Annotated in this window: 15 protein-coding genes and 1 tRNA gene; 2 read left to right on the top strand and 14 right to left on the bottom strand. The window is 68.1% G+C overall.

Annotation, left to right across the window (positions count from 1 at the left end; translation table 11 throughout):
* Positions 1 to 2: 2 nt before the first annotated feature.
* From GLA29479_RS16170 to GLA29479_RS16125, 10 genes are all read right to left on the bottom strand, one after another.
* On the bottom strand, positions 3 to 1,625 hold the full coding sequence (locus GLA29479_RS16170; protein WP_057972187.1) for a calcineurin-like phosphoesterase C-terminal domain-containing protein: 1,623 nt from the start codon (positions 1,623 to 1,625) through the stop codon (positions 3 to 5).
* A 1,040-nt stretch (positions 1,626 to 2,665) separates the two neighbouring features.
* A complete protein-coding gene (hisIE, locus tag GLA29479_RS16165) occupies positions 2,666 to 3,304 on the bottom strand; it encodes a bifunctional phosphoribosyl-AMP cyclohydrolase/phosphoribosyl-ATP diphosphatase HisIE (RefSeq protein ID WP_082639030.1) in 639 nt (212 codons plus the stop codon).
* Positions 3,305 to 3,329: 25 nt separating this feature from the next.
* On the bottom strand, positions 3,330 to 4,115 hold the full coding sequence (gene hisF / locus GLA29479_RS16160) for an imidazole glycerol phosphate synthase subunit HisF (protein ID WP_031370484.1): 786 nt from the start codon (positions 4,113 to 4,115) through the stop codon (positions 3,330 to 3,332).
* Positions 4,109 to 4,858, bottom strand: coding sequence for a 1-(5-phosphoribosyl)-5-[(5-phosphoribosylamino)methylideneamino]imidazole-4-carboxamide isomerase (gene hisA / locus GLA29479_RS16155; protein WP_057918428.1), 750 nt, complete (start codon positions 4,856 to 4,858; stop codon positions 4,109 to 4,111). The genes hisF and hisA overlap by 7 nt, the downstream gene beginning before the upstream one ends.
* 2 nt (positions 4,859 to 4,860) lie before the next feature.
* Positions 4,861 to 5,472 (bottom strand): imidazole glycerol phosphate synthase subunit HisH, encoded by a 612-nt coding sequence (gene hisH / locus GLA29479_RS16150; protein WP_031370486.1) that lies wholly within the window; start codon positions 5,470 to 5,472, stop codon positions 4,861 to 4,863.
* Positions 5,472 to 6,686 (bottom strand): bifunctional histidinol-phosphatase/imidazoleglycerol-phosphate dehydratase, encoded by a 1,215-nt coding sequence (locus GLA29479_RS16145; protein ID WP_057973231.1) that lies wholly within the window; start codon positions 6,684 to 6,686, stop codon positions 5,472 to 5,474. The genes hisH and GLA29479_RS16145 overlap by 1 nt, the downstream gene beginning before the upstream one ends.
* A 5-nt stretch (positions 6,687 to 6,691) precedes the next feature.
* The gene (gene hisC / locus GLA29479_RS16140) at positions 6,692 to 7,798 is read right to left on the bottom strand and encodes a histidinol-phosphate transaminase (protein ID WP_187308524.1); all 1,107 of its coding nucleotides are present in this window, start codon (positions 7,796 to 7,798) and stop codon (positions 6,692 to 6,694) included.
* Positions 7,799 to 7,821: 23 nt separating this feature from the next.
* Positions 7,822 to 9,123: a histidinol dehydrogenase gene (hisD, locus tag GLA29479_RS16135; RefSeq protein WP_057973230.1), complete on the bottom strand. Its 1,302-nt coding sequence runs from the start codon at positions 9,121 to 9,123 to the stop codon at positions 7,822 to 7,824.
* 8 nt (positions 9,124 to 9,131) lie between these two features.
* A complete protein-coding gene (gene hisG, locus GLA29479_RS16130) occupies positions 9,132 to 10,046 on the bottom strand; it encodes an ATP phosphoribosyltransferase (RefSeq protein ID WP_031370490.1) in 915 nt (304 codons plus the stop codon).
* 83 nt (positions 10,047 to 10,129) lie between these two features.
* Positions 10,130 to 10,441, bottom strand: coding sequence for a YerC/YecD family TrpR-related protein (locus GLA29479_RS16125; protein WP_031370491.1), 312 nt, complete (start codon positions 10,439 to 10,441; stop codon positions 10,130 to 10,132).
* 268 nt (positions 10,442 to 10,709) lie between these two features.
* Here GLA29479_RS16125 and GLA29479_RS16120 point away from each other — a divergent pair, with 268 nt between their 5' ends.
* Complete coding sequence (locus GLA29479_RS16120; RefSeq protein ID WP_057972184.1) at positions 10,710 to 12,584, top strand: sensor domain-containing diguanylate cyclase; 1,875 nt, start codon at positions 10,710 to 10,712, stop codon at positions 12,582 to 12,584.
* Positions 12,585 to 12,617: 33 nt separating this feature from the next.
* Here the strand turns inward: GLA29479_RS16120 and GLA29479_RS16115 are convergent, their stop codons facing one another.
* From GLA29479_RS16115 to hisS, 3 genes are all read right to left on the bottom strand, one after another.
* On the bottom strand, positions 12,618 to 13,166 hold the full coding sequence (locus GLA29479_RS16115) for a prolyl hydroxylase family protein (RefSeq protein ID WP_082638744.1): 549 nt from the start codon (positions 13,164 to 13,166) through the stop codon (positions 12,618 to 12,620).
* A gap of 114 nt (positions 13,167 to 13,280) precedes the next feature.
* Entirely contained in the window at positions 13,281 to 15,179 is a 1,899-nt protein-coding gene (locus tag GLA29479_RS16110) for an HAL/PAL/TAL family ammonia-lyase (RefSeq protein ID WP_057972183.1), read from the bottom strand.
* Between the two features lie 306 nt (positions 15,180 to 15,485).
* The gene (gene hisS, locus GLA29479_RS16105; protein WP_031370495.1) at positions 15,486 to 16,871 is read right to left on the bottom strand and encodes a histidine--tRNA ligase; all 1,386 of its coding nucleotides are present in this window, start codon (positions 16,869 to 16,871) and stop codon (positions 15,486 to 15,488) included.
* A 149-nt stretch (positions 16,872 to 17,020) separates the two neighbouring features.
* Between hisS and GLA29479_RS16100 the strand changes: the two genes are divergently transcribed.
* A tRNA-Pro gene (locus tag GLA29479_RS16100) sits at positions 17,021 to 17,097 on the top strand.
* Positions 17,098 to 17,379: 282 nt separating this feature from the next.
* On the opposite strand, the gene GLA29479_RS16095 is transcribed toward GLA29479_RS16100, so the two are convergent.
* The gene (locus tag GLA29479_RS16095) at positions 17,380 to 17,979 is read right to left on the bottom strand and encodes a cytochrome c3 family protein (RefSeq protein WP_057972182.1); all 600 of its coding nucleotides are present in this window, start codon (positions 17,977 to 17,979) and stop codon (positions 17,380 to 17,382) included.
* Between the last annotated feature and the right edge of the window lies 1 nt (position 17,980).

Here is a 17,980-nt window from a genome sequence, read left to right as displayed (position 1 = left end):
CCTCAGTCCTGTGCGGTGTCGAGCAAACGATAGGAGGCGGACAGGCGCTGCTCGCCCTGCCAGGGGTCGAACACGCGTACGTCGACCTGGTGCTCGCCGGCGGCGGCATCGGTCGGCAGCGGCGCGTTCCACAAATGCGCCGACGGGGTCGCGATGGCGGCGCGGTCGTAGCCGCGCAGGCGACCGGCCTCGTCGTCGCGCGCGTTCTCGGCCAGCAGCGTCGGGTCGGGCTGTTCGACGCGGCGCATCGGCTTCCACTCGCCTTCGTCGATGCGGTACTCGACCCGGCTGTCCGCGCGGCCCATGTAGACGTTGGCGAACACTCCGCGGATCGGATACGAACCGCGCCGCAACACCTTCGGCAGGTACAGGCGCAGGTAGGGGTTCGCGGCCTTGTCGCCGCCGCTCTGCCGCGCCGGGAACCAGCGCAGGCCATAGCCGGCGTCGGCGCGCACCGACAAGCGCGCATAACCGTTCGGGGTGCCGTCGCTCATGGTCGTGTCGGGGATGCCTTGGGCATCCTTGACGCCGGACCAGAACGCGCCGCAGGCGGCGCCGACGTTGTATTCGTGCAGCGGTTTCGCACCCTGCCAACCGTCGGTTGCATCGTGGAAGACATGGCGCTGGGTGTGGCTGTGGCCGCTGAGCACCAGCACGTTCGGGAAATCCTTCAGCAGCGCGAACAAACGCTCGCGATCGGCCGAGCGAAAAGTCTCGCGGCCCGGCGCGGCATCGAACAAGGGGATGTGCATGGCGAGCACCAGCAGGCGCTGCTTAGACGCGCTGGCCAGATAACTTTCGAGAAAGGCGAACTGGTCCGGACGCAGGCCGCCGATGTAGTCGGTTTTACCGCCCGGCTGATAGACCACGTCGTCGAACACGACGAAATTCGCCTGCGCTTCTTCCCAGGCGAAAGTGTCCGGCCCGTAGACGTGGCGGAAACTCAGCAGCGAGTCCTCGTCGCGGGTCGCGTCGAAATCCAGGTCGTGGTTGCCCGGCGCGTGCAGCCACGGCACCTCGAGGCTGGCGGTGACCGCATTGAGCTGCGGATACAGCGACAGATCGTCGTGAGTGATGTCGCCCAGGCTCAGGCCAAGGTCGGCGACGCGCGAACCGGCGCGACCGGCAAGCAGGGGCTCGACGATGTCGCGGCGGTAGTAATCGACGTCGGTCGCGGTCTTGGTCTGCGGATCGGCGAAGACCAGTACATCGAGATCGCCGGACGCTTTGCGACGCTCAGGGATCAGGCCGTAGTCGCGGCAGTTCGCCGTCGCGGGCATACCGCCGTATTTGAGCGCCGGCCCCGCTTGCAGCCGCACATTGAGCCAATAATCCGGTAGGCCGCTGGAGCGGTTCGCCAGCCGATAACCGGCCGGCTTGATCAGGAACTGACTGCGGTTGTCGCGCAACGGCAGCCGGTAGCGGCCCTGCGCATCGCTGACGACGATGCGCTCGCCGTCGGAGACGCGCTGCCCTTGCAGCCCGCGCTCGCCGGCATCGCGACGACCGTTGCCGTTGCGGTCCTCGAACACGCTGCCGCCGTCGCAGGGCGCCGCCTGGGCCAACGCCGCGGCGGGAACGGTCAAGGCGAACAGCAAGGCAACGACGGACGCGGATGGACGCATGGAGGGCTCCGGTATGAGCGCTCATTATGCGTCGATCCCCGCCCCGGACCGAGGCAGGCGGCACGGTGTGGGATGGGGGCGAGAACCGCATGGCATCCGCCGATACGGTGCGGCGCGGCTTGCGCCGCTCTTACATGGGGCTGCGGCCGGATACGGCGCGAGATTGAGACCACGCGGCCGCGGCTTGCGCCGCTCCTACCCAAGAGCGGGTGCGAAACCACCAACCGTTGCCGTTGCCGTTGCCGTTGCCGTTGCCGTTGCCGTTGCCGTTGCCGAGATTTTGATCTGCTTTGCCGCTTTACCGGTCAAGTGGAGACCCGGAGGGTGGCGCACAGGACGTGCGCCGTTTTTCGATAGGACAAGGATGTCCTATCGAAAAATCCCGACGCGAGCATCGCACTCGTGGCCTGTGCCCTTGCAAGGAGAGCCCTTTTCTTTGGTTACCTTTGACCGAAGGGAATCCAGACGGACTTTTGGGCTTAGCAAAAGAAAGTAACCCGCACCCTTTAGGGGGCGGAAGCTCCGCACTTGCTTTTGGCTTTCATACAAACAAGATCAAACGCCAAGAGCTTCCGCCACTAAAGCGGCGGGTTACTTTCTTTTGTCTAAAGCAACAAAAGAAAGGTAACCAAAGAAAAATGCTTTGTTTTGAATCACCAGCCCGCACGAGCGGTGCCTCCGCAGGGATTTTTCATACGGGACATCCTTGTCCCGATGAAAAACGGCCCGCATCCCTGCGGGCCGCCCTCCGGGTCTTCCATTGCCTTCGCGAGTGCAAAGCTACGCACAGCAACAGCAACAGCGGCAACGGCTTCGCAGCGCCGCGGGCTCCGGGGTAGGAGCGGCGCAAGCCGCGACCACGACAATGATGAGTCTGCGCCGGCGCATGAAAGAGGTCGCGGCTTACGCCGCTCCTACAGGGACTATGCCAATAACGCCGCGAGATTAAGGAGGCGCGGTCGCGGCTTGTGACCGAAGGAAATCCAGCAGGACGCCGCTCCTACCCTGGGAACAGATCGTGCGAGGCCGACAGCAACAGCCTAATCGCCCTGCGAACCCCGATGCGGTTTACCGTGCCTCTCGCGCAACACCGCCACCGCATCGCTCAGCGACAGCCCACGCGCACGCAACAGCACCTGCAGGTGGAACAGCAGGTCGGCGGCTTCGCCGCATAACGCGGCATCGTCCTGAACCACCGCGGCCAGCGCGGTCTCGACGCCTTCTTCGCCGACTTTCTGGGCGATCGAGCGCACGCCCTTCTCGAACAGCTTGGTGGTGTAGCTGCCGGCGGGGCGCTCGCGCGCGCGCTCGGCGATCAGCCCATCGAGCTCGCCGAGAAAGGCCGCGGCGTCGCCGGGCGCGCTCGGGAAGCAGCTGTCGCGGCCGAGGTGACAGGTCGGGCCGTGCGGACGCGCGCGCACCAGCAAGGTGTCGCGGTCGCAATCGGTTTCGATCGAGACCAGGTCGAGGTAATGCCCTGAGCTTTCGCCCTTGGTCCACAGCCGCTGCTTGCTGCGGCTGAAGAAGGTCACATGGCCGCTGTCGAGGGTGGCCTGCAGGGCGGCGCGATCCATGTAGCCGAGCATCAGCACGCGCAGGTTGGCCGCGTCCTGGATCACCGCCGGCAGCAGGCCGTCCTGCTTGTCCCAGGCCAGGGCGTCGATCTGCTCCGTGCTCAGCGTCGCGGACGCCGTGGTGGAGGAATTAGTGGAGCTGTCTGACTGGGACACCCTGCTCTCGCAATGCTGCTTTCAAGGCCGGAATGCGGATGCTGCCGGAATGGAACACGCTCGCGGCCAGGGCCGCGTCGACGTCGGCCTGCAGGAACACCGCGCCGAAATGCTCGATCGCGCCGGCGCCGCCGGAAGCCACCAGCGGCACCTCGCAGATCGCCCGCACCGCGGCGAGCTGTTCCAGATCGTAACCGCTGCGCACGCCGTCGCTGCCCATGCAATTGAGCACGATCTCGCCGGCGCCCCGCTGCTGGGCCTCGACCACCCAGTCCAGGGTGCGCCGGGCCAGGGCCTGGGTGCGCGAGGGGTCGCCGGTGTACTGGCGCACGCGCCATTCGCCGTCGGGGTCGCGCAGGCTGTCGATGCCGACCACCACGCATTGCACGCCGAACTCCTCGGCGATCTCGCCGATCAGCTCGGGACGCTCCAGCGCCGGGGTGTTGATCGAGATCTTGTCGGCGCCGGCGTTGAGCACGCCGCGCGCGTCGGCGACCGAGCGGATGCCGCCGGCGACGCAGAACGGAATGTCGATGGCGCGCGAGACGCGTTCGACCCAGTCGCGGTCGACGCTGCGGCCCTGCGGGCTGGCGGTGATGTCGTAGAACACCAACTCGTCGGCGCCCTCGTCGCGATAGCGCAAGGCCAGCTCGACGATGTCGCCCATGTCGACGTGGTCGCGGAAACGCACGCCCTTGACCACGCGCCCGTCGCGCACGTCCAGGCAGGGCACGATGCGCCGGCTCAGCCCGTTCAGCATCGGCGCACCTGGCGCAGAGCATCCGTCAACTCGAAACGGCCTTCGATCAGGGCTTTGCCGAGCACCGCGCCGGCGCAGCCGACGCCGTCGGCGGCGACGATGTCGGCGATGTCGCGGATGCCGCCCGAGGCCTGCAATTGCACGTACGGAGCGACCTCGTGGATGTGCCGGTACAGGTCGAGGTTGGGCCCGGCCAGGGTGCCGTCGCGGGAGACGTCGGTGCACAGCAGGTGGCGCAGGCCGGCTTGGGCGTAGCGCTCGAGCAGAGGTTCCAGGCGCATGCCGCTGTCCTCGGTCCAGCCGGCCACCGGCAGTTCCCAGTCGCCTGCGCTGTTCTGGCGCACGTCCAGGGCGATGGTGATGCGGTCGGCGCCGAAGCGCTTGAGCCAGCCGATCACCAGCTCGGGCTCCTTGATCGCCAGCGAACCGACCACGACGCGGTCGGCGCCGGCGTCGAGGATGGCCTCGACATCGGCCTCGCTGCGCACCCCGCCGCCGGTCTGCACGCGCATCCAGCTGGAGGTGGTGATCGCGCGCAACAACGGCGCCAGGGTGTAGCCGCCGTAGCGGGCAGCGTCGAGGTCGATCAGGTGCAGCCACTTGGCGCCGGCCTCGGCGTAACGCGTGGCCAGGGCCAGGGGCTCGGTTTCGTAACGGGTTTCCTGGGCGTAATCGCCCTGGTGCAGGCGGACGACCCGACCGTCGCGAACGTCGATCGCGGGATAAAGCGTGCTGTTGCCCATGTTCACGCCTCCAGCGCCAGGAAATTAGCGAGCAGGCGCGAGCCGACGGCGGCCGAGCGCTCGGGGTGGAACTGGGCGCCGTAACAGCGCCCGCGCCCGGCGACCGCGGTGAAGCTGCGGCCGTAACTGGTGCTGGCCAAGGTGTCCGAGGTCAGCGGCGCGGCGTAGCTGTGAACGAAATAGGCTTGGTCGCGCTCGCCGATGCCGGTCAACAATCCCGGGGCGCCGGTGGGCGTTTCGCATTTGTCGAGGAAATTCCAGCCCATATGAGGCACACGTACTCCTGGTCCTGGTTGCAGCCTGGTGATCCGGCCCGGAAGGAGTCCGAGGCACTCGACCTCGCCCTCCTCCGAGGACTCGTACAGCAGCTGCATGCCCAGGCAGATCCCGAGCAACGGCTGCTGCAAGCGGCGGATCGGATCGACCAGGCCCCGTTCCCGCAACCGCGCCATCGCGGGGGCTGCTGCGCCCACGCCCGGCAGGATCACGCGATCGGCGGAGGCGATCGTTGCGGGGTCGGCGCTCAGGATCGAACGCGCACCCAGCCGCTCCAATGCATAACGCACCGAGCCGATGTTCCCCCCACCCGAATCGACGACTACAACCCAAGACATCACAAGACCCCTTTGGTACTCGGCAGTTCGCGACCTTCGCGACGGATCGCCTGGCGCAGCGCGCGCGCCACGGATTTGAAGCAGGCCTCAACTTTGTGGTGATCGTTATCACCTTCTACGTTCAGATTCAGGTTCAGCCCGGCGGTTTCGCACAGCGAACGGAAGAAATGCGCGACCAGTTCGGTCGGGAAATCGCCCACCCGCTCGCGCGCGAAGCTGCCGGAGAAGACGAAATACGGGCGGCCGGAGAAATCCAGCGCCGCACGCGCCAGAGTTTCGTCCATCGGCAAGACGACGGTGTGTCGGCCTAATGTGCTTTCTTGAAGTGTGCTTTCTTGAAGCGCGCTTTCTGCAAATGTGCTTTTTTCGGATACAGCTTCCTGAAGCGCGCCCTCTTCGACCGAGCCCTCCGTGCCGCCGCCCGCCGCAGTATCGAAGCCATAGCGGCCGATGCCGCGCTTGTCGCCGAGCGCTTCGCGCAGCGCCTGTCCCAGCGCCAGCGCACTATCTTCGATGGTGTGGTGCTCGTCGATGTGCAGGTCGCCTTCGCAGCGCAGTTCCAGGGCGAAACCGCCGTGCTTGCCGATCTGTTCGAGCATGTGGTCGAAGAAGCCCAGGCCGGTGCCGACCTTGGGCTCGGCGACGCGGTCCAGGTCGACCGCGACCGAGATCCGGGTCTCGCGGGTATTGCGCTGCACCCGCGCGGTGCGCGGGCAGTCGGCCAGGGTGTGGGCGATGCCGGCCCAATCCCACTCGCCGCCGAACTGCTCGGTGCGCAACTGGAACGCGCGGATGCCGAGGTTGGCGGCGAAGCCGTTGTCGGTTTCGCGGTCGCCGACCATCGCCGAGCGCGACCAGTCGATACTGCGATCCTTCAGCAACGGCAGGGCCAGGCCGATGCCGGGCTTGCGGGTGGGCAGGTTCTCGGCCGGAAAACTGGTATCGATGAGCACCTCGCGGAAGACGATGCCCTGGCTCTCGAACACCTGCATCATCAGCTGGTGCGGGCCGTCGAAACTCCAGCGCGGATACGCCTCGGTGCCGAGGCCGTCCTGGTTGGTGACCATGACGAACTGATAGCCGGCGTCGCGCAGCTTCAGCATCGCCGGGATCACCCCGCGCACGAAACGCAGCTTGGCATAGCTGTCGATCTGGAAATCGGCCGGCTCCTCGATCAAGGTGCCGTCGCGATCGACGAACAGGATCGGCGTCAGCGCGCTCATGCCGCCACTCCGCGCATCTGCGCATTACGCGTCAGCACTTCGATCACCGCCGCGTTCTGCTCCGGCGTGCCCAGGCTGATGCGCAGGGCGTTGCCGAGCTGCGGCGCGGCGCGCATGTCGCGCACCACCACGCCGGCATCGAGCAGGCCGTCGAACGCGGCCTGCGCGTCATCGAAACGGACGAGCAGGAAATTGGCCTGCGAGGGATAGACCTGGAGCACGCCGGGCAAGGCCTGCAGGGCCGCGAACAGGCGTTCGCGCTCGCCGATCGCGGTGACCACGCGGGCCTTGGTGGTGTTGCGCGGCACCTCGGCCAGCGCGCGCAGGGCCAGGTTCACGCACGGCGTGGGCAGCGGATACGGCGCCTGGCAACGCTGCAGCGCGGCGATCAGCTCGGCGTCGGCGATCACGCTGCCGATGCGCGCCGCGGCCAGGGCATGCGCCTTCGACAAGGTCCGCAGCACCGCGATATTGCGGCGCGCAGCGAGCAGGCTCACCGCCGAAGCGCCGTCGGCGAATTCGAGATAAGCCTCGTCGACCACGACCAGGGCGCGGCCGCGCAAACGCAAGGCCAGCGCATCGATCTCGGCCAACGGCAACAAAGTGCCGGAGGGGTTGCCGGGCGAGCACAGGAACACCAGTTTGGCGTTGTCGCGTTCGGCCGCTTCGGCGACCGCGGCGAAATCGCAGGCGAAACCGGCCGGCGTGTCGCGCAAGGCGACTTCGACCGTACGCGTGCCGTGCAGGCGCGCGTTGACCGCGTACATGCCGAAGGTCGGCGGGGTGAGCACGATGGCGTCGCCGCCGGGGCGGCACAGCGCGCGCACCAGCAGATCGATCGCCTCGTCGCTGCCGCGGCCGGCCAGCAGTTGCTGCGGCTCGCAGCCGTACAGCCCGGCCAGCGTCTCGCGCAGGCGCTGCGGCTGCGGGTCCGGATAACGGCGCACCGAGCCTTCACCATCGGCCACGCTCGGCCAGGCTGCTTCGTTGGCGTTGAGCCAGACCCGGCCGCTGCGCTTCTCGCTGCGCGCCGAGCTGTAGCCGGCGAAATCGCGCAGGTCCTCGCGCAACAGGTTCAGGGGGTTGTCGTCGTTCATGTCGATCGGACTCGATTCGTTCTTGGCGTTCATGCCGCTGCCGCCCGCAAACGCAAGGCCACCGCCTCGCGGTGCGCGTCCAACCCTTCGGCCGAAGCCAGCTCGACCGCGCAGGGGCCGATCGCCAGCAGGCCGCGCGGCTGCACTTCCTGCACGGTGATCGCGACCTGGAAACTGGCGACGCTGACGCCGCTGGCATAACGCGCGGCCCCGCTGGTCGGCAGGACGTGGTTGGTGCCGCTGCAGTAGTCGCCCAGCGCTTCCGGCGCCCAGTCGCCGAGGAACACCGAACCGGCCGCCTCGACTTCGGGCAGCCACTCGCGCGCATCGCGCAGGGCCAGGATCAAATGTTCGGGCGCATAACGATTGCTGACTTCGAGCGCGCGCTCGATCGAATCGACCCGGATCGAACGCGAGGACTGCAGCGCGGCGCGAGCGGTGTCGGCGCGCGACAGCTTGGCCAGCTGCGTTTCGAGTTCGAGGTCGACCGCATCGAGCAAGGCCTCGTCGTCGCTCACCAGCAGCACCTGCGAGTCCGGGCCGTGTTCGGCTTGCGACAACAGATCGGCGGCGACGAAATCGGCGCGCGCGCCGGCATCGGCGATCACCAGCACTTCCGAGGGCCCGGCCGGCAGGTCGATCGCCGCCCCGCCCTCGATCAGCGCGACCTGGCGCTTGGCTTCGGTGACGTAGGCGTTGCCGGGGCCGAACAGCTTGTCGCACTTGCCGATGCTCTCGGTGCCGAAGGCCATCGCCGCGATCGCCTGGGCGCCGCCGACCTTGAACACCCGGGTTACCCCGCATCGGCGCGCGGCGTACAGCACCGCCGGGTCGGCGCTGCCGTCGCGGCGCGGCGGCGTGCACAGGGCGATCTCGCGGCAACCGGCCAGGTCCGCCGGCACCGCCAACATCAGTGCGGTGGACGGCAGCGGCGCCGAGCCGGCCGGCACGTACAGGCCGACCCGGCGGATCGGCCGCAGGATGCGTTCGCAGCGCACGCCCTCGGCGGTGTCGATCGCGTACGGCTCGGTCATGCCGGCGTCGTGGAAGATCGCGATGCGTTCGGCGGCCTCGTCGATCGCCGTGCGCAAGGCCGGGCTCAACGAGGCTTCGGCGGCGTCGAACTCGGCGGCACCGACGGCGAAGCGCTCGGGTGCGCCGCCGTCGAAACGTTCGCCATACAGGCGCAGAGCGGCATCGCCGTCGCGCCGTACCGCTTCGACGATCTCGGCCACCGCGGCCGCGGTCGAGGCCCGGGTCTGTTGCGCCGGACGGCGCAGCGCCTGTTCGCGCGCGGCTTCGTCGAGCGCGTTCCAGTCGAGGCGTTGCATCTTCGCGCTCATGCCAGCATGCCCTCGACCGGTACCACCATCAGGCCGCGCGCACCGGCGCGCTTGAGTTCTTCCAGCCGCTGCCAGGTCACCGCGCCGTGGCACAGCGCCTGCAGGGCCACGCCGTCGCCGTTGTCCAGGCTCATCACCGTCGGCGGCTCGGCATCGGGCAACAGCGGCAGCAATTCGTCGAGCAGATTGCGCGGCGCCTGGAACATCAGCAGCTTGCTGTTGCGCACGCGCAGCGCGCCGTCGAGACGGCGCAGCAGCAGATCGGCCAGTTCGCCGCGCACGTCGTCGAAGCCGCCGGCCGGGCCGGCCAGCACCGCCTCGCTTTCGATCAGGGTCTGCACCGGCTTGAGCTGGTTGGCCGACAAGGTGGCGCCGCTCGAGACCAGATCGCAGATCGCCTCGGCCTGGCCCAGGCGCGGGGCGATTTCGACCGAGCCCGACAGCAACACGACCTGGGCGTCGACGCCCTCGCCGGCCAGCCACTGCGACAGCAGCGCCGGATAGCTGGTGGCGATGCGCTTGCCCGCCAGTTGCTGCGGGCCTTCCCAGTGCCAGGCCTCGGGCACGGCGAGCGCCAGACGGCAGCCGCCGAAACCGAGCGCGCGCCATTCGCGGAACGCCGATTCGCGGCCGTTGCTGCGGCGGTCGCCGTCCTGTTCGAGCAGGACGTTGCGGCCGACCACGCCGAGGTCGCAGACGCCGTCGGCGATCAGGCCGGGGATGTCGTCGTCGCGCACCAGCAACAGGTCGACCGGCAGGGTTTCGCCGTAGCAGAACAGGCGGTCGCGGCTCTCGCGCCAGCTCAGCCCGCAGGCGGCCAGCAGCGCGCGCGCCGGCTCGGCGAGACGGCCGGATTTCTGGATCGCGATGCGCAAGCGGTCACGCGCGGCGGCGCTGGCGGGAGGGCTCATGAACGGGTCTCGGAAGGGGGACGGTCGATGCGGGAACGAAGCGGCAGGCCGAGGGCGGCGCATGCCGGAAGGGATGGCGAAGATCAGCGATGTCGCGCCGCGCGCCGGTGCAGGGCCGCGCCGTAACCGCCGGTGCCGCGTTCGAGCACGCGGGCGACGCGCCCGATGGTGGTCACGCTGACCTGGGTGCGGTCGTGGATCTCGCGATACGGCACGCCTTCGTTGAGCAAGGGCACCACCCGCCAGCGGTCGCTCATCGCCTCCAGCTCGGCCGGCGTGCACAGGTCCTCAAGGAAGGCGCGCACCTGTTCGGCGCTGCGCAGACCGGCCAGGGCCACCGCCAGGTCGGCGATCGCGTCTTCGGTCTGCTCGGTGTCGTTGGCGCGGCGTTTCATTGCGGAGAACTCATTGGGCGGCCGGATCGCCGTGGGGCGGACGGTCGGGACGATGGCCGGAGATTGAACGCATTAATGTACTAACGCGTTAATACATTATCGATCGAACCGGCCGTCGTCAAGCCGGCCTGTCGCGGCAACGGATTGCGTTAAGACTCAGATGCGCCCGATCCCACGCCCCCGCCCGGGTGGGCCGCCGCGAAGATCGCTGTCCCCCGACGCCCCGCCACCGCGACGCAAAGGCCTGTGTCCGCCACCGCCACGGAAGATGAATACGAACCCTGCCCTCGCTGCCGTACCGAGTCGCCCCGCCTCGCCCCAGCGCCACTGGGCCGGGTGGGCCCTGCTCTGCCTGCTCGCCGCGGCGCTGCTCGCGCCGGCCTCGGCGCACACCGTGCTGAACCTCGAACGCAGCACCCGCGAGGTCGAACTCGCGCCGTTCACCGCCTACTATCACGACACCGACGGCCGCCTCGATCTCGACGGCGCGCGACGCGCGCTCGCCGACAAACGCTATAAGCCATTGCCGAACGGCAACGGCTCGTTCGGCTTCCAGCCCGGCGCCTACTGGTTCCACATCGCCGCGGTGAACCGCAACGCCGAGGTGCCGCGCTGGCTGCTGGTGCAGCAGTTCGCGCTCAGCGACCGCCTCGACGTCTACACCCGCGCGCGCGACGGCGCCTCGACCCACCAAGTCGGCGGCGACAGCCAGTTGTTCGCCTCGCGCGCGATCCGCTACCGCCATCCGAATTTCTGGATCGATCTGCCGGCCGACCAACCCGTCGACATCTTCGTGCGCGTACGCAGCGACAGCTCGATGCAAGTGCCGCTGACCCTGTACACGCCGAACGCCTTCACCGAACTCGCGCGCGACGCCCAGTTCGGCATCGGCATCTACTACGGCATCCTGGTCGCGTTGTTCTTCTACAACCTGGTGCTGTGGCTGAGCCTGCGCGACTCCAGCTACTTCTGGTACCTGTTCCATATCTGCGCGTTCGGTCTGGTGCTGCTGACCCTCAACGGCCTCGGCTTCGAGTACCTGTGGCCGCGTTCGCCCTGGCTCGCCGACCACTCGGTGCCCTTGTCGATCTGCCTGGCGCAGATCGGCATGCAGCAATTCGCCCGCAACTTCCTCAGCCTGCACCGGCGCTGGCGCCTGGGCGATTACGTCGGCCTGGGCATGATCGCGTTCTTCGTCCTGCTCGGCATCGCCGCGACCCAGCTGCCCTATCGCATCGCCACCCCGATCGCTTCGGCGGCGGTGTTCGTCAGCATCGCCTGGATCGCGGTCGAAGGCATCGTGGTGATGCGCCGCGGCTACAAGCCGGCGCGGCTGTTCCTGCTGGCGTGGTCGGCGTTCCTGTTCGGCACCGGCATGTTCGCGGCGATCGCCTTCGACCTGTTGCCGAAGATGTTCATCACCGAGTACGGCGTGCAGATCGGCTCAGCCCTGGAAATGCTGCTGTTGTCGGTCGCCCTGGGCTATCGCTACGCCTCGCTGCGCAACGAGAACGAACGCATCGTGCGCGAGGCCAAGGAGCAGCTCGAACACAAGGTCGAACAGCGCACCACCGAGCTGCGCAGCACCCTGGCCCTGCTCGAGGATGCCCATGCGCGCCTGCGCGAAACCAGCCAACGCGACGGCCTGACCGGCCTGCACAATCGCAGTCATTTCCGCGAGGCCTTCGAGGCCTTGCTGCACCGCTCGCGGCGCCAGCACCGGCCGCTGGTGCTGATGATGATCGACCTCGATCACTTCAAGCAGATCAACGACCACCACGGCCATCTGGTCGGCGACGAGTGCCTGCGTTGGGCGGCGGGCTTGATCGCGCAGATTCTGATCCCGCACCACGCCCTGCTCGCCCGTTTCGGCGGCGAGGAATTCGTCGCCGTGCTGCCCGACCACGACCTCGACGCCGGCGCGCGCGTCGCCGAGGCGTTGCGCCTGCGCCTGAGCTCGCAGCCCTGCCCCAGCCGCAGCCACGACATCCCGGTCACCGCCAGCATCGGCGTGTACGAGATCACCCCGGACTCGGACATGGGCGTGGAAGCGGCGCTGCAGTTCGCCGACCAGGCCTTGTACCTGGCCAAGGCCGAGGGCCGCGATTGCGTGCGGGTGTGGGGGGCGGCGGTGCAGGCTTGATGCAGGCCGTCGCTGCGCGTTGGAGAGGCGGGCTCAGCCGATCGGGCGGTACATCACGTCCGAACGCAAAGCGTATTTGACGCCTTCGAGCACCGCGGCGCCTTCGTGCCAGGTGTCGTGCACGAACAGCAGGCCGGCACCGGTCTTCGGCACCACCTTGAACTGGCGGAAGTCGGTGTCGCCGCCGACGAAATCGTCGTTGAGATAGACCAGCAAGGTGAGCTTGCTCGACAGGCCGTCCTCGCCCCAGGGGCCGTCCTTGTGCATGCGGAAACGCTGGCCCGGCGAATATTTGTAGAAGCGTAACGCCCGCGGCAAACCGACGGCACGTTCGCCGTCGAGCATGGGCAGGTCGAGCGCGGACAGCCGCTGCCATAGCCGTTCGACCCAGGCCGGCGACTCGAACACCACGCGCTCGTTATTGCGCACGTGCTGCAGGCTTTTCTGTTCGCCCGACGGGGTGCGCACGCCGGCGGATTCGAAGCCGCGGTCTTCGGCGAGTGCGACCAGTTGCTCGCACTCGGACGGAATAAGCAAATCTTCGACGCTGAAGACGCGGTCGTTGTGGAAGATCGTCTGCATCCTGGGCTCCTGCCGGGGAACAACGATGCGGTGAGCGATTCGGTGAGCGGGCGGAGCGCCCCCGCCTCAACCCCTCTCCCGCTGGCGGGAGAGGGGCTTTGACGCAGGTGTCGCTTAGCTTTGCACCGCAGCGCGCGCCGCGGCGATCAGGGTGCCTTCGTGGACCAGTTGCACCGCGGTGGCGACTTCGCCGTCGAGCGCGCGGTCGCGGTCGAGGAAGGCGATGGCTTCGCGCAGCTTGGCGTGCGCCGCGGCGACCGCCTTGCCCGGCCGGAACTCCTCGGCGGCGGCCAGCTCGGCGCGCAGGCCTTCGACCTCGGCGAGGAAGCCGGGGTGATCGGCGCTGTCGCCGACCGGGCCGCCGGACACCTTGGCCGCGAGGGTCTTGGCGTCGGCGCGGTCGGCCAAATCGCGGGCGGCGTTGATCATGTCGCGACGCAGGTCCAGCGCCTGGGCGGCGGTGTACAGCTCCAGCGCGAGCACCTTGCCGAGGTCTTCGGTCATCGACAGCACGTGACGGGCTTCGTTGGCGCCCATCGACACATGGTCCTCGGCGTTGGCGCTGGTCGGGATCGAATACACCGAGGCCGGATGCGCGCGGCTGGCGAGATCGTTGACGATGGCCGCGGCGGTGTACTGCACGATCATGTGGCCCGATTCGGTCGCGTCCTCGTTGCCGATCAAAAAGCCCGGCAGGCCGTCGTTGGTGGCCGGGTCGACCAGTTTGTTGAGGCGGCGCTCGGAAATGCTGGCGAGCACCGGGATCGCGGCCTTGACGTAGCTCATCACCAGGGCCAACGGCATGCCGTGGAAATGGCCGGCCGAGATCACCTGCTGCTCGACGTGCTCGGCCTGCGCATCCGGGAACACGATCGGGTTGTCGGTCAGCGAATTGAGCTCGACTTCGAGCACACGCGCGGCCTGGGCGATGGCGTCGCGCACCGCGCCGTGCACCTGCGGGATGCAGCGCAGCGAATAGCTGTCCTGCGGCTGATGTTTCTTGCCGCCGCGGAACGGACGGAAGCGGGTGTAGAACTTCTCGCGGCCGTGGCGCTGGCTGAAAGGCACCCAATCCCAACCGATGTCGAAGCTGAGCTGCTGCGCCTGTTCGGTATCCCAGCTTTGCGGCAGCCAGGGACGGAAGCGCGGCACCAGGTGATACGGAATGTCGGCGAGGGTCGAGCCTTCGAGCAAGCGGCGCAGGTTGGCCGCGACTTCGACCTGGCCCGGGTGCGGGCGCAGGTCGTGCACGGCCTCGGCGAACGCGCCGAGACGGCCGGCGAAGGCGTCGATGGTCATCGCCGCGGCGAGGTCGGCGGTGTCGAGCAGGTCTTCGAGGCGGGCCAGCGCCAGCACGCCGCAGGCGAGCATCTGCGCGGTGCCGTTGTTGAGCGCCAGGCCTTCCTTGTAGGACAGCTTGACCGGGGTCAGGCCGGCGAGCTGCAGCGCTTCTGCGCCCGGCATGCGCCGGCCGTCGTAGAAGGCTTCGCCGCCGCCGAGCAAGACGATGGCCAGATGCGACAACGGCGCCAGATCGCCGCTGGCGCCGACCGAGCCGAGCTGCGGCACCACCGGCACGATGCCGGCGTTGAGCATCGCCGCGAGCGCCTGCAGGGTCTGCACGCGGATGCCGGAGTGGCCGCGCATCAGGGTGTTGATGCGGATGCACAGCATCGCGCGCACGATCTCCGGCGCGAACGGGTCGCCCACGCAGACCGCATGGGTGACGATCAGGTTGCGCTGCAGCTCTTCGTGCAGGGTCTCTTCGTTGCGCTTGGCGCCCGGCAACTGGTCGCGCAGATGGTGCGCACCGAGCAGACGGTCGGCGTTGCTGCCGAAACCGGTGGAAACGCCGTAGATCGGTTCTTCGCGGCGCACCTGTTCGGCCAGGAAGTCGGCCGCGCGGGCCACCGCCGGCAACTGCGCCGCGGCCAGTTCGACCTGGGCGCCGTAAGCCACGGCCACGAGTTGCGAACGCGTCAGCGAACGGCCATCGAGTTGGATCTTGTTCAAGTTGTAACCTCGCCTCGCACCCTGGCGATCATCTGAACGGCTTGGTTTACGCCGCGAGCGGCGCAGCCCGGCCGAGCGTACTCGGGAGTCGGTGCGTCAATGAAACGATGGGAACCGCGACCGCATCATTGCGTCGCGGCATGGAATCGGCCCGCATCCGCGCCGGATCGCGATCCGGTGCGGGACGAACCAGAGAATCGGCCGCGAACGCGAACCCACGCGCCCGCCGCCGCAGACCCGCCGTGCAGACGGCCGCCGCGCGGATCGTTCGATCCGCCACGCCGGCACGGCCTGCACGGGCCGGGATCACTTCATGACCCGCGACTGCTCCAGTTCGACCCGCAGCGTGCGCGCCAGCTCGGCGCGCGACACCTCGAACTGGTCTTCGCGGCGCAGGTCCTTCACCGTCGCCGTGCCCTTGGCGATTTCGTCCTCGCCCAGCACCACCACGAAACGGATGCCGGCGCGGTCGGCGTACTTGAACTGCTTGCCGAGCTTGGAGGTTTCCATCACCACTTCGGTGTTGAGGCCGCCGTGGCGCAACTCGTTGGCCACTGCCAGACAATGCGGCAGGTGCGCGTCGTCCATTTGCGTCACCAGCACCTGCACGCTGCTGTCGGCGGTGCTGACCAGGCCGGCTTCCTGCAACTGCCAGAACAAGCGGGTCAGGCCGATCGAAATGCCGACGCCGGGCAGCTTGGACTTGGTGTAGTGGCTGGCCAGGTCCTCATAGCGCCCACCCGAACAAATCGAGCCGATCTGCGGGAAGTCGTCGAGCGTGGTCTCGTAGACGGTGCCGGTGTAGTAGTCCAGGCCGCGCGCGATCGAGAAGTTGAGGGCGTAGTTCTTTTCCGGCACGCCCAGCGCGCGGATCAGTTCCAGCACCTCGCGCAACTCGGCCACGCCTTCGCGCAGGGCCTCGTTGCCCTCGCCCAGCGCGGCCAGCTTGGCCAGCGCGTCGGCGTGCGAGCTCGAACGCACCGCGACGAAGTCGAGGATGGTGGCGACCGCGTCCGCGGCCAGGCCGAACTCCGGCCCGGTCAGGGTTTCGCGCACGTAATCGGGGCCGCGCTTGTCGAGCTTGTCGACCTCGCGCAGCACCAGCGCCTGCAGGCCGCCGTCGGCGACGCCCTGGGCCTCGAAGAAGCCGCGCAGCAGCTTGCGGTTGTTGAGCTGGATCGTGAACGGACCGATGTCGAGCTCGGAGAACACCGCATAGATGGCCGCCGGCAGCTCGGCGTCGTAGCGCACGCTGAGGCTGTCTTTGCCGATCACGTCGATATCGCACTGGTAGAACTCGCGGAACCGGCCGCGCTGCTGGCGCTCGCCGCGGTATACGCGCTGCATCTGGTAGCGGCGGAACGGAAACGCCAGCTCGTGCTCGTGCTCGGCCACGTAACGCGCCAGCGGCACGGTCAGGTCGAAGCGCAGCGCCATCTCCGGCACCCCGCGCTCGCCCGATTGCGCGCTTTTCTCCAGCGAGCCGGTGGACTGGGCGAAATAGACCTGGCGCTCGGTTTCGCCGCCGGACTTGGTCAGCAGCACCTCCGACAGCTCCATGACCGGGGTTTCCACGGGCAGGAAGCCGAAGCGCTCGAAATTGCGCCGGATCGTGTCCAGCATGCGCTGGAAGGCGATCTGGTCGCGGGGCAGCAGCTCCATGACTCCCGGCGGGGTACGAGGCTTGATCAAGCGGAACTCCAATACGTCGGCCGCGCCGACAACGAGCGGGGGGTTGGAAAGCGCCACAGTTTAACGGCCGCCCCCGCTCCCTGCTCGTCCGATCAACAGACCCCTTGCGCCGGCCGGGGGTGAGTCGCTAGAATTTGCGGCTCAGCAGTCGGGGTGTAGCTCAGTCTGGTAGAGCGCTACGTTCGGGACGTAGAGGTCGCAGGTTCGAATCCTGTCTCCCCGACCAATGCTGAGAGTGTTTCTGACGAAGCCGGCCTTGCGCCGGCTTTTTCGTGTCTGCGTATCCGCGAATCGCGCCGGAACGCAGCCCCGGGCGAGGCCCTGCGCCGATCAGGTCCGGCCATGCCGCGATCCCTTCCCTCCCGCAGCTGCGCACTCGACGGGATCTCGGCGCTGGGCCCGGCCCTCGCGACTGCGCTCAGCGATCCTGCCGAGAGGCCGCAGGCAGGCTCGACCGACAAGCAAGTCGCGGCCGCGGCAAACGGCCACCGGCCTGCGGGCCCAGGCCCTAGCCCTGCGGCACCCCGGTCATGTCCGGCAACCGGTGCGCCACGCCCTTATGGCAGTCGATGCAGGTCTTCTGGCCGGTGCCCAGCCACAGTTTGTGCACCTGCGCCGCCCGCGAGCCCTGACGGGTCAGGTCCATCGAGTCGTAGTCGTGGCAATTGCGGCATTCCAGCGAGTCGTTGGCCTTGAGCCGGGTCCACTCGTGTATCGCCAACTGCAGGCGGTGGTCGAGGAACTTCTCGCGGGTGTCGATGCTGCCGAACAACTTGCCCCAGACTTCCTTGGACGCCTGCATCTTGCGCGCGATCTTGTCGGTCCACTGGTGCGGGACGTGGCAGTCGGGACAGGTCGCACGGACGCCGGAACGGTTGCTGTAGTGAATGGTGCCCTTGAGCTCCTCGAACACGTTGTCGCGCATCTCGTGGCAGCTCGTGCAGAACTTTTCGGTGTTGGTCGCCTCCAGCGCGGTATTGAACCCGCCCCAGAACACGATGCCGGCGACGAAACCGGCCACGGTCAACAAGCCCAGGCTGTAATGCACGCTCGGCGAACGCAACGTGCGCCATAGCGATATCGCGAGCGCCTTGAGTCGGGTCCACATG

The sequence above is a fragment of the Lysobacter antibioticus genome (assembly GCF_001442535.1).
GTDB lineage: Bacteria > Pseudomonadota > Gammaproteobacteria > Xanthomonadales > Xanthomonadaceae > Lysobacter > Lysobacter antibioticus.
The sequence above is the reverse complement of the archived record's forward strand: the minus strand, read 5'-3'. Positions and strand labels throughout refer to the sequence as shown.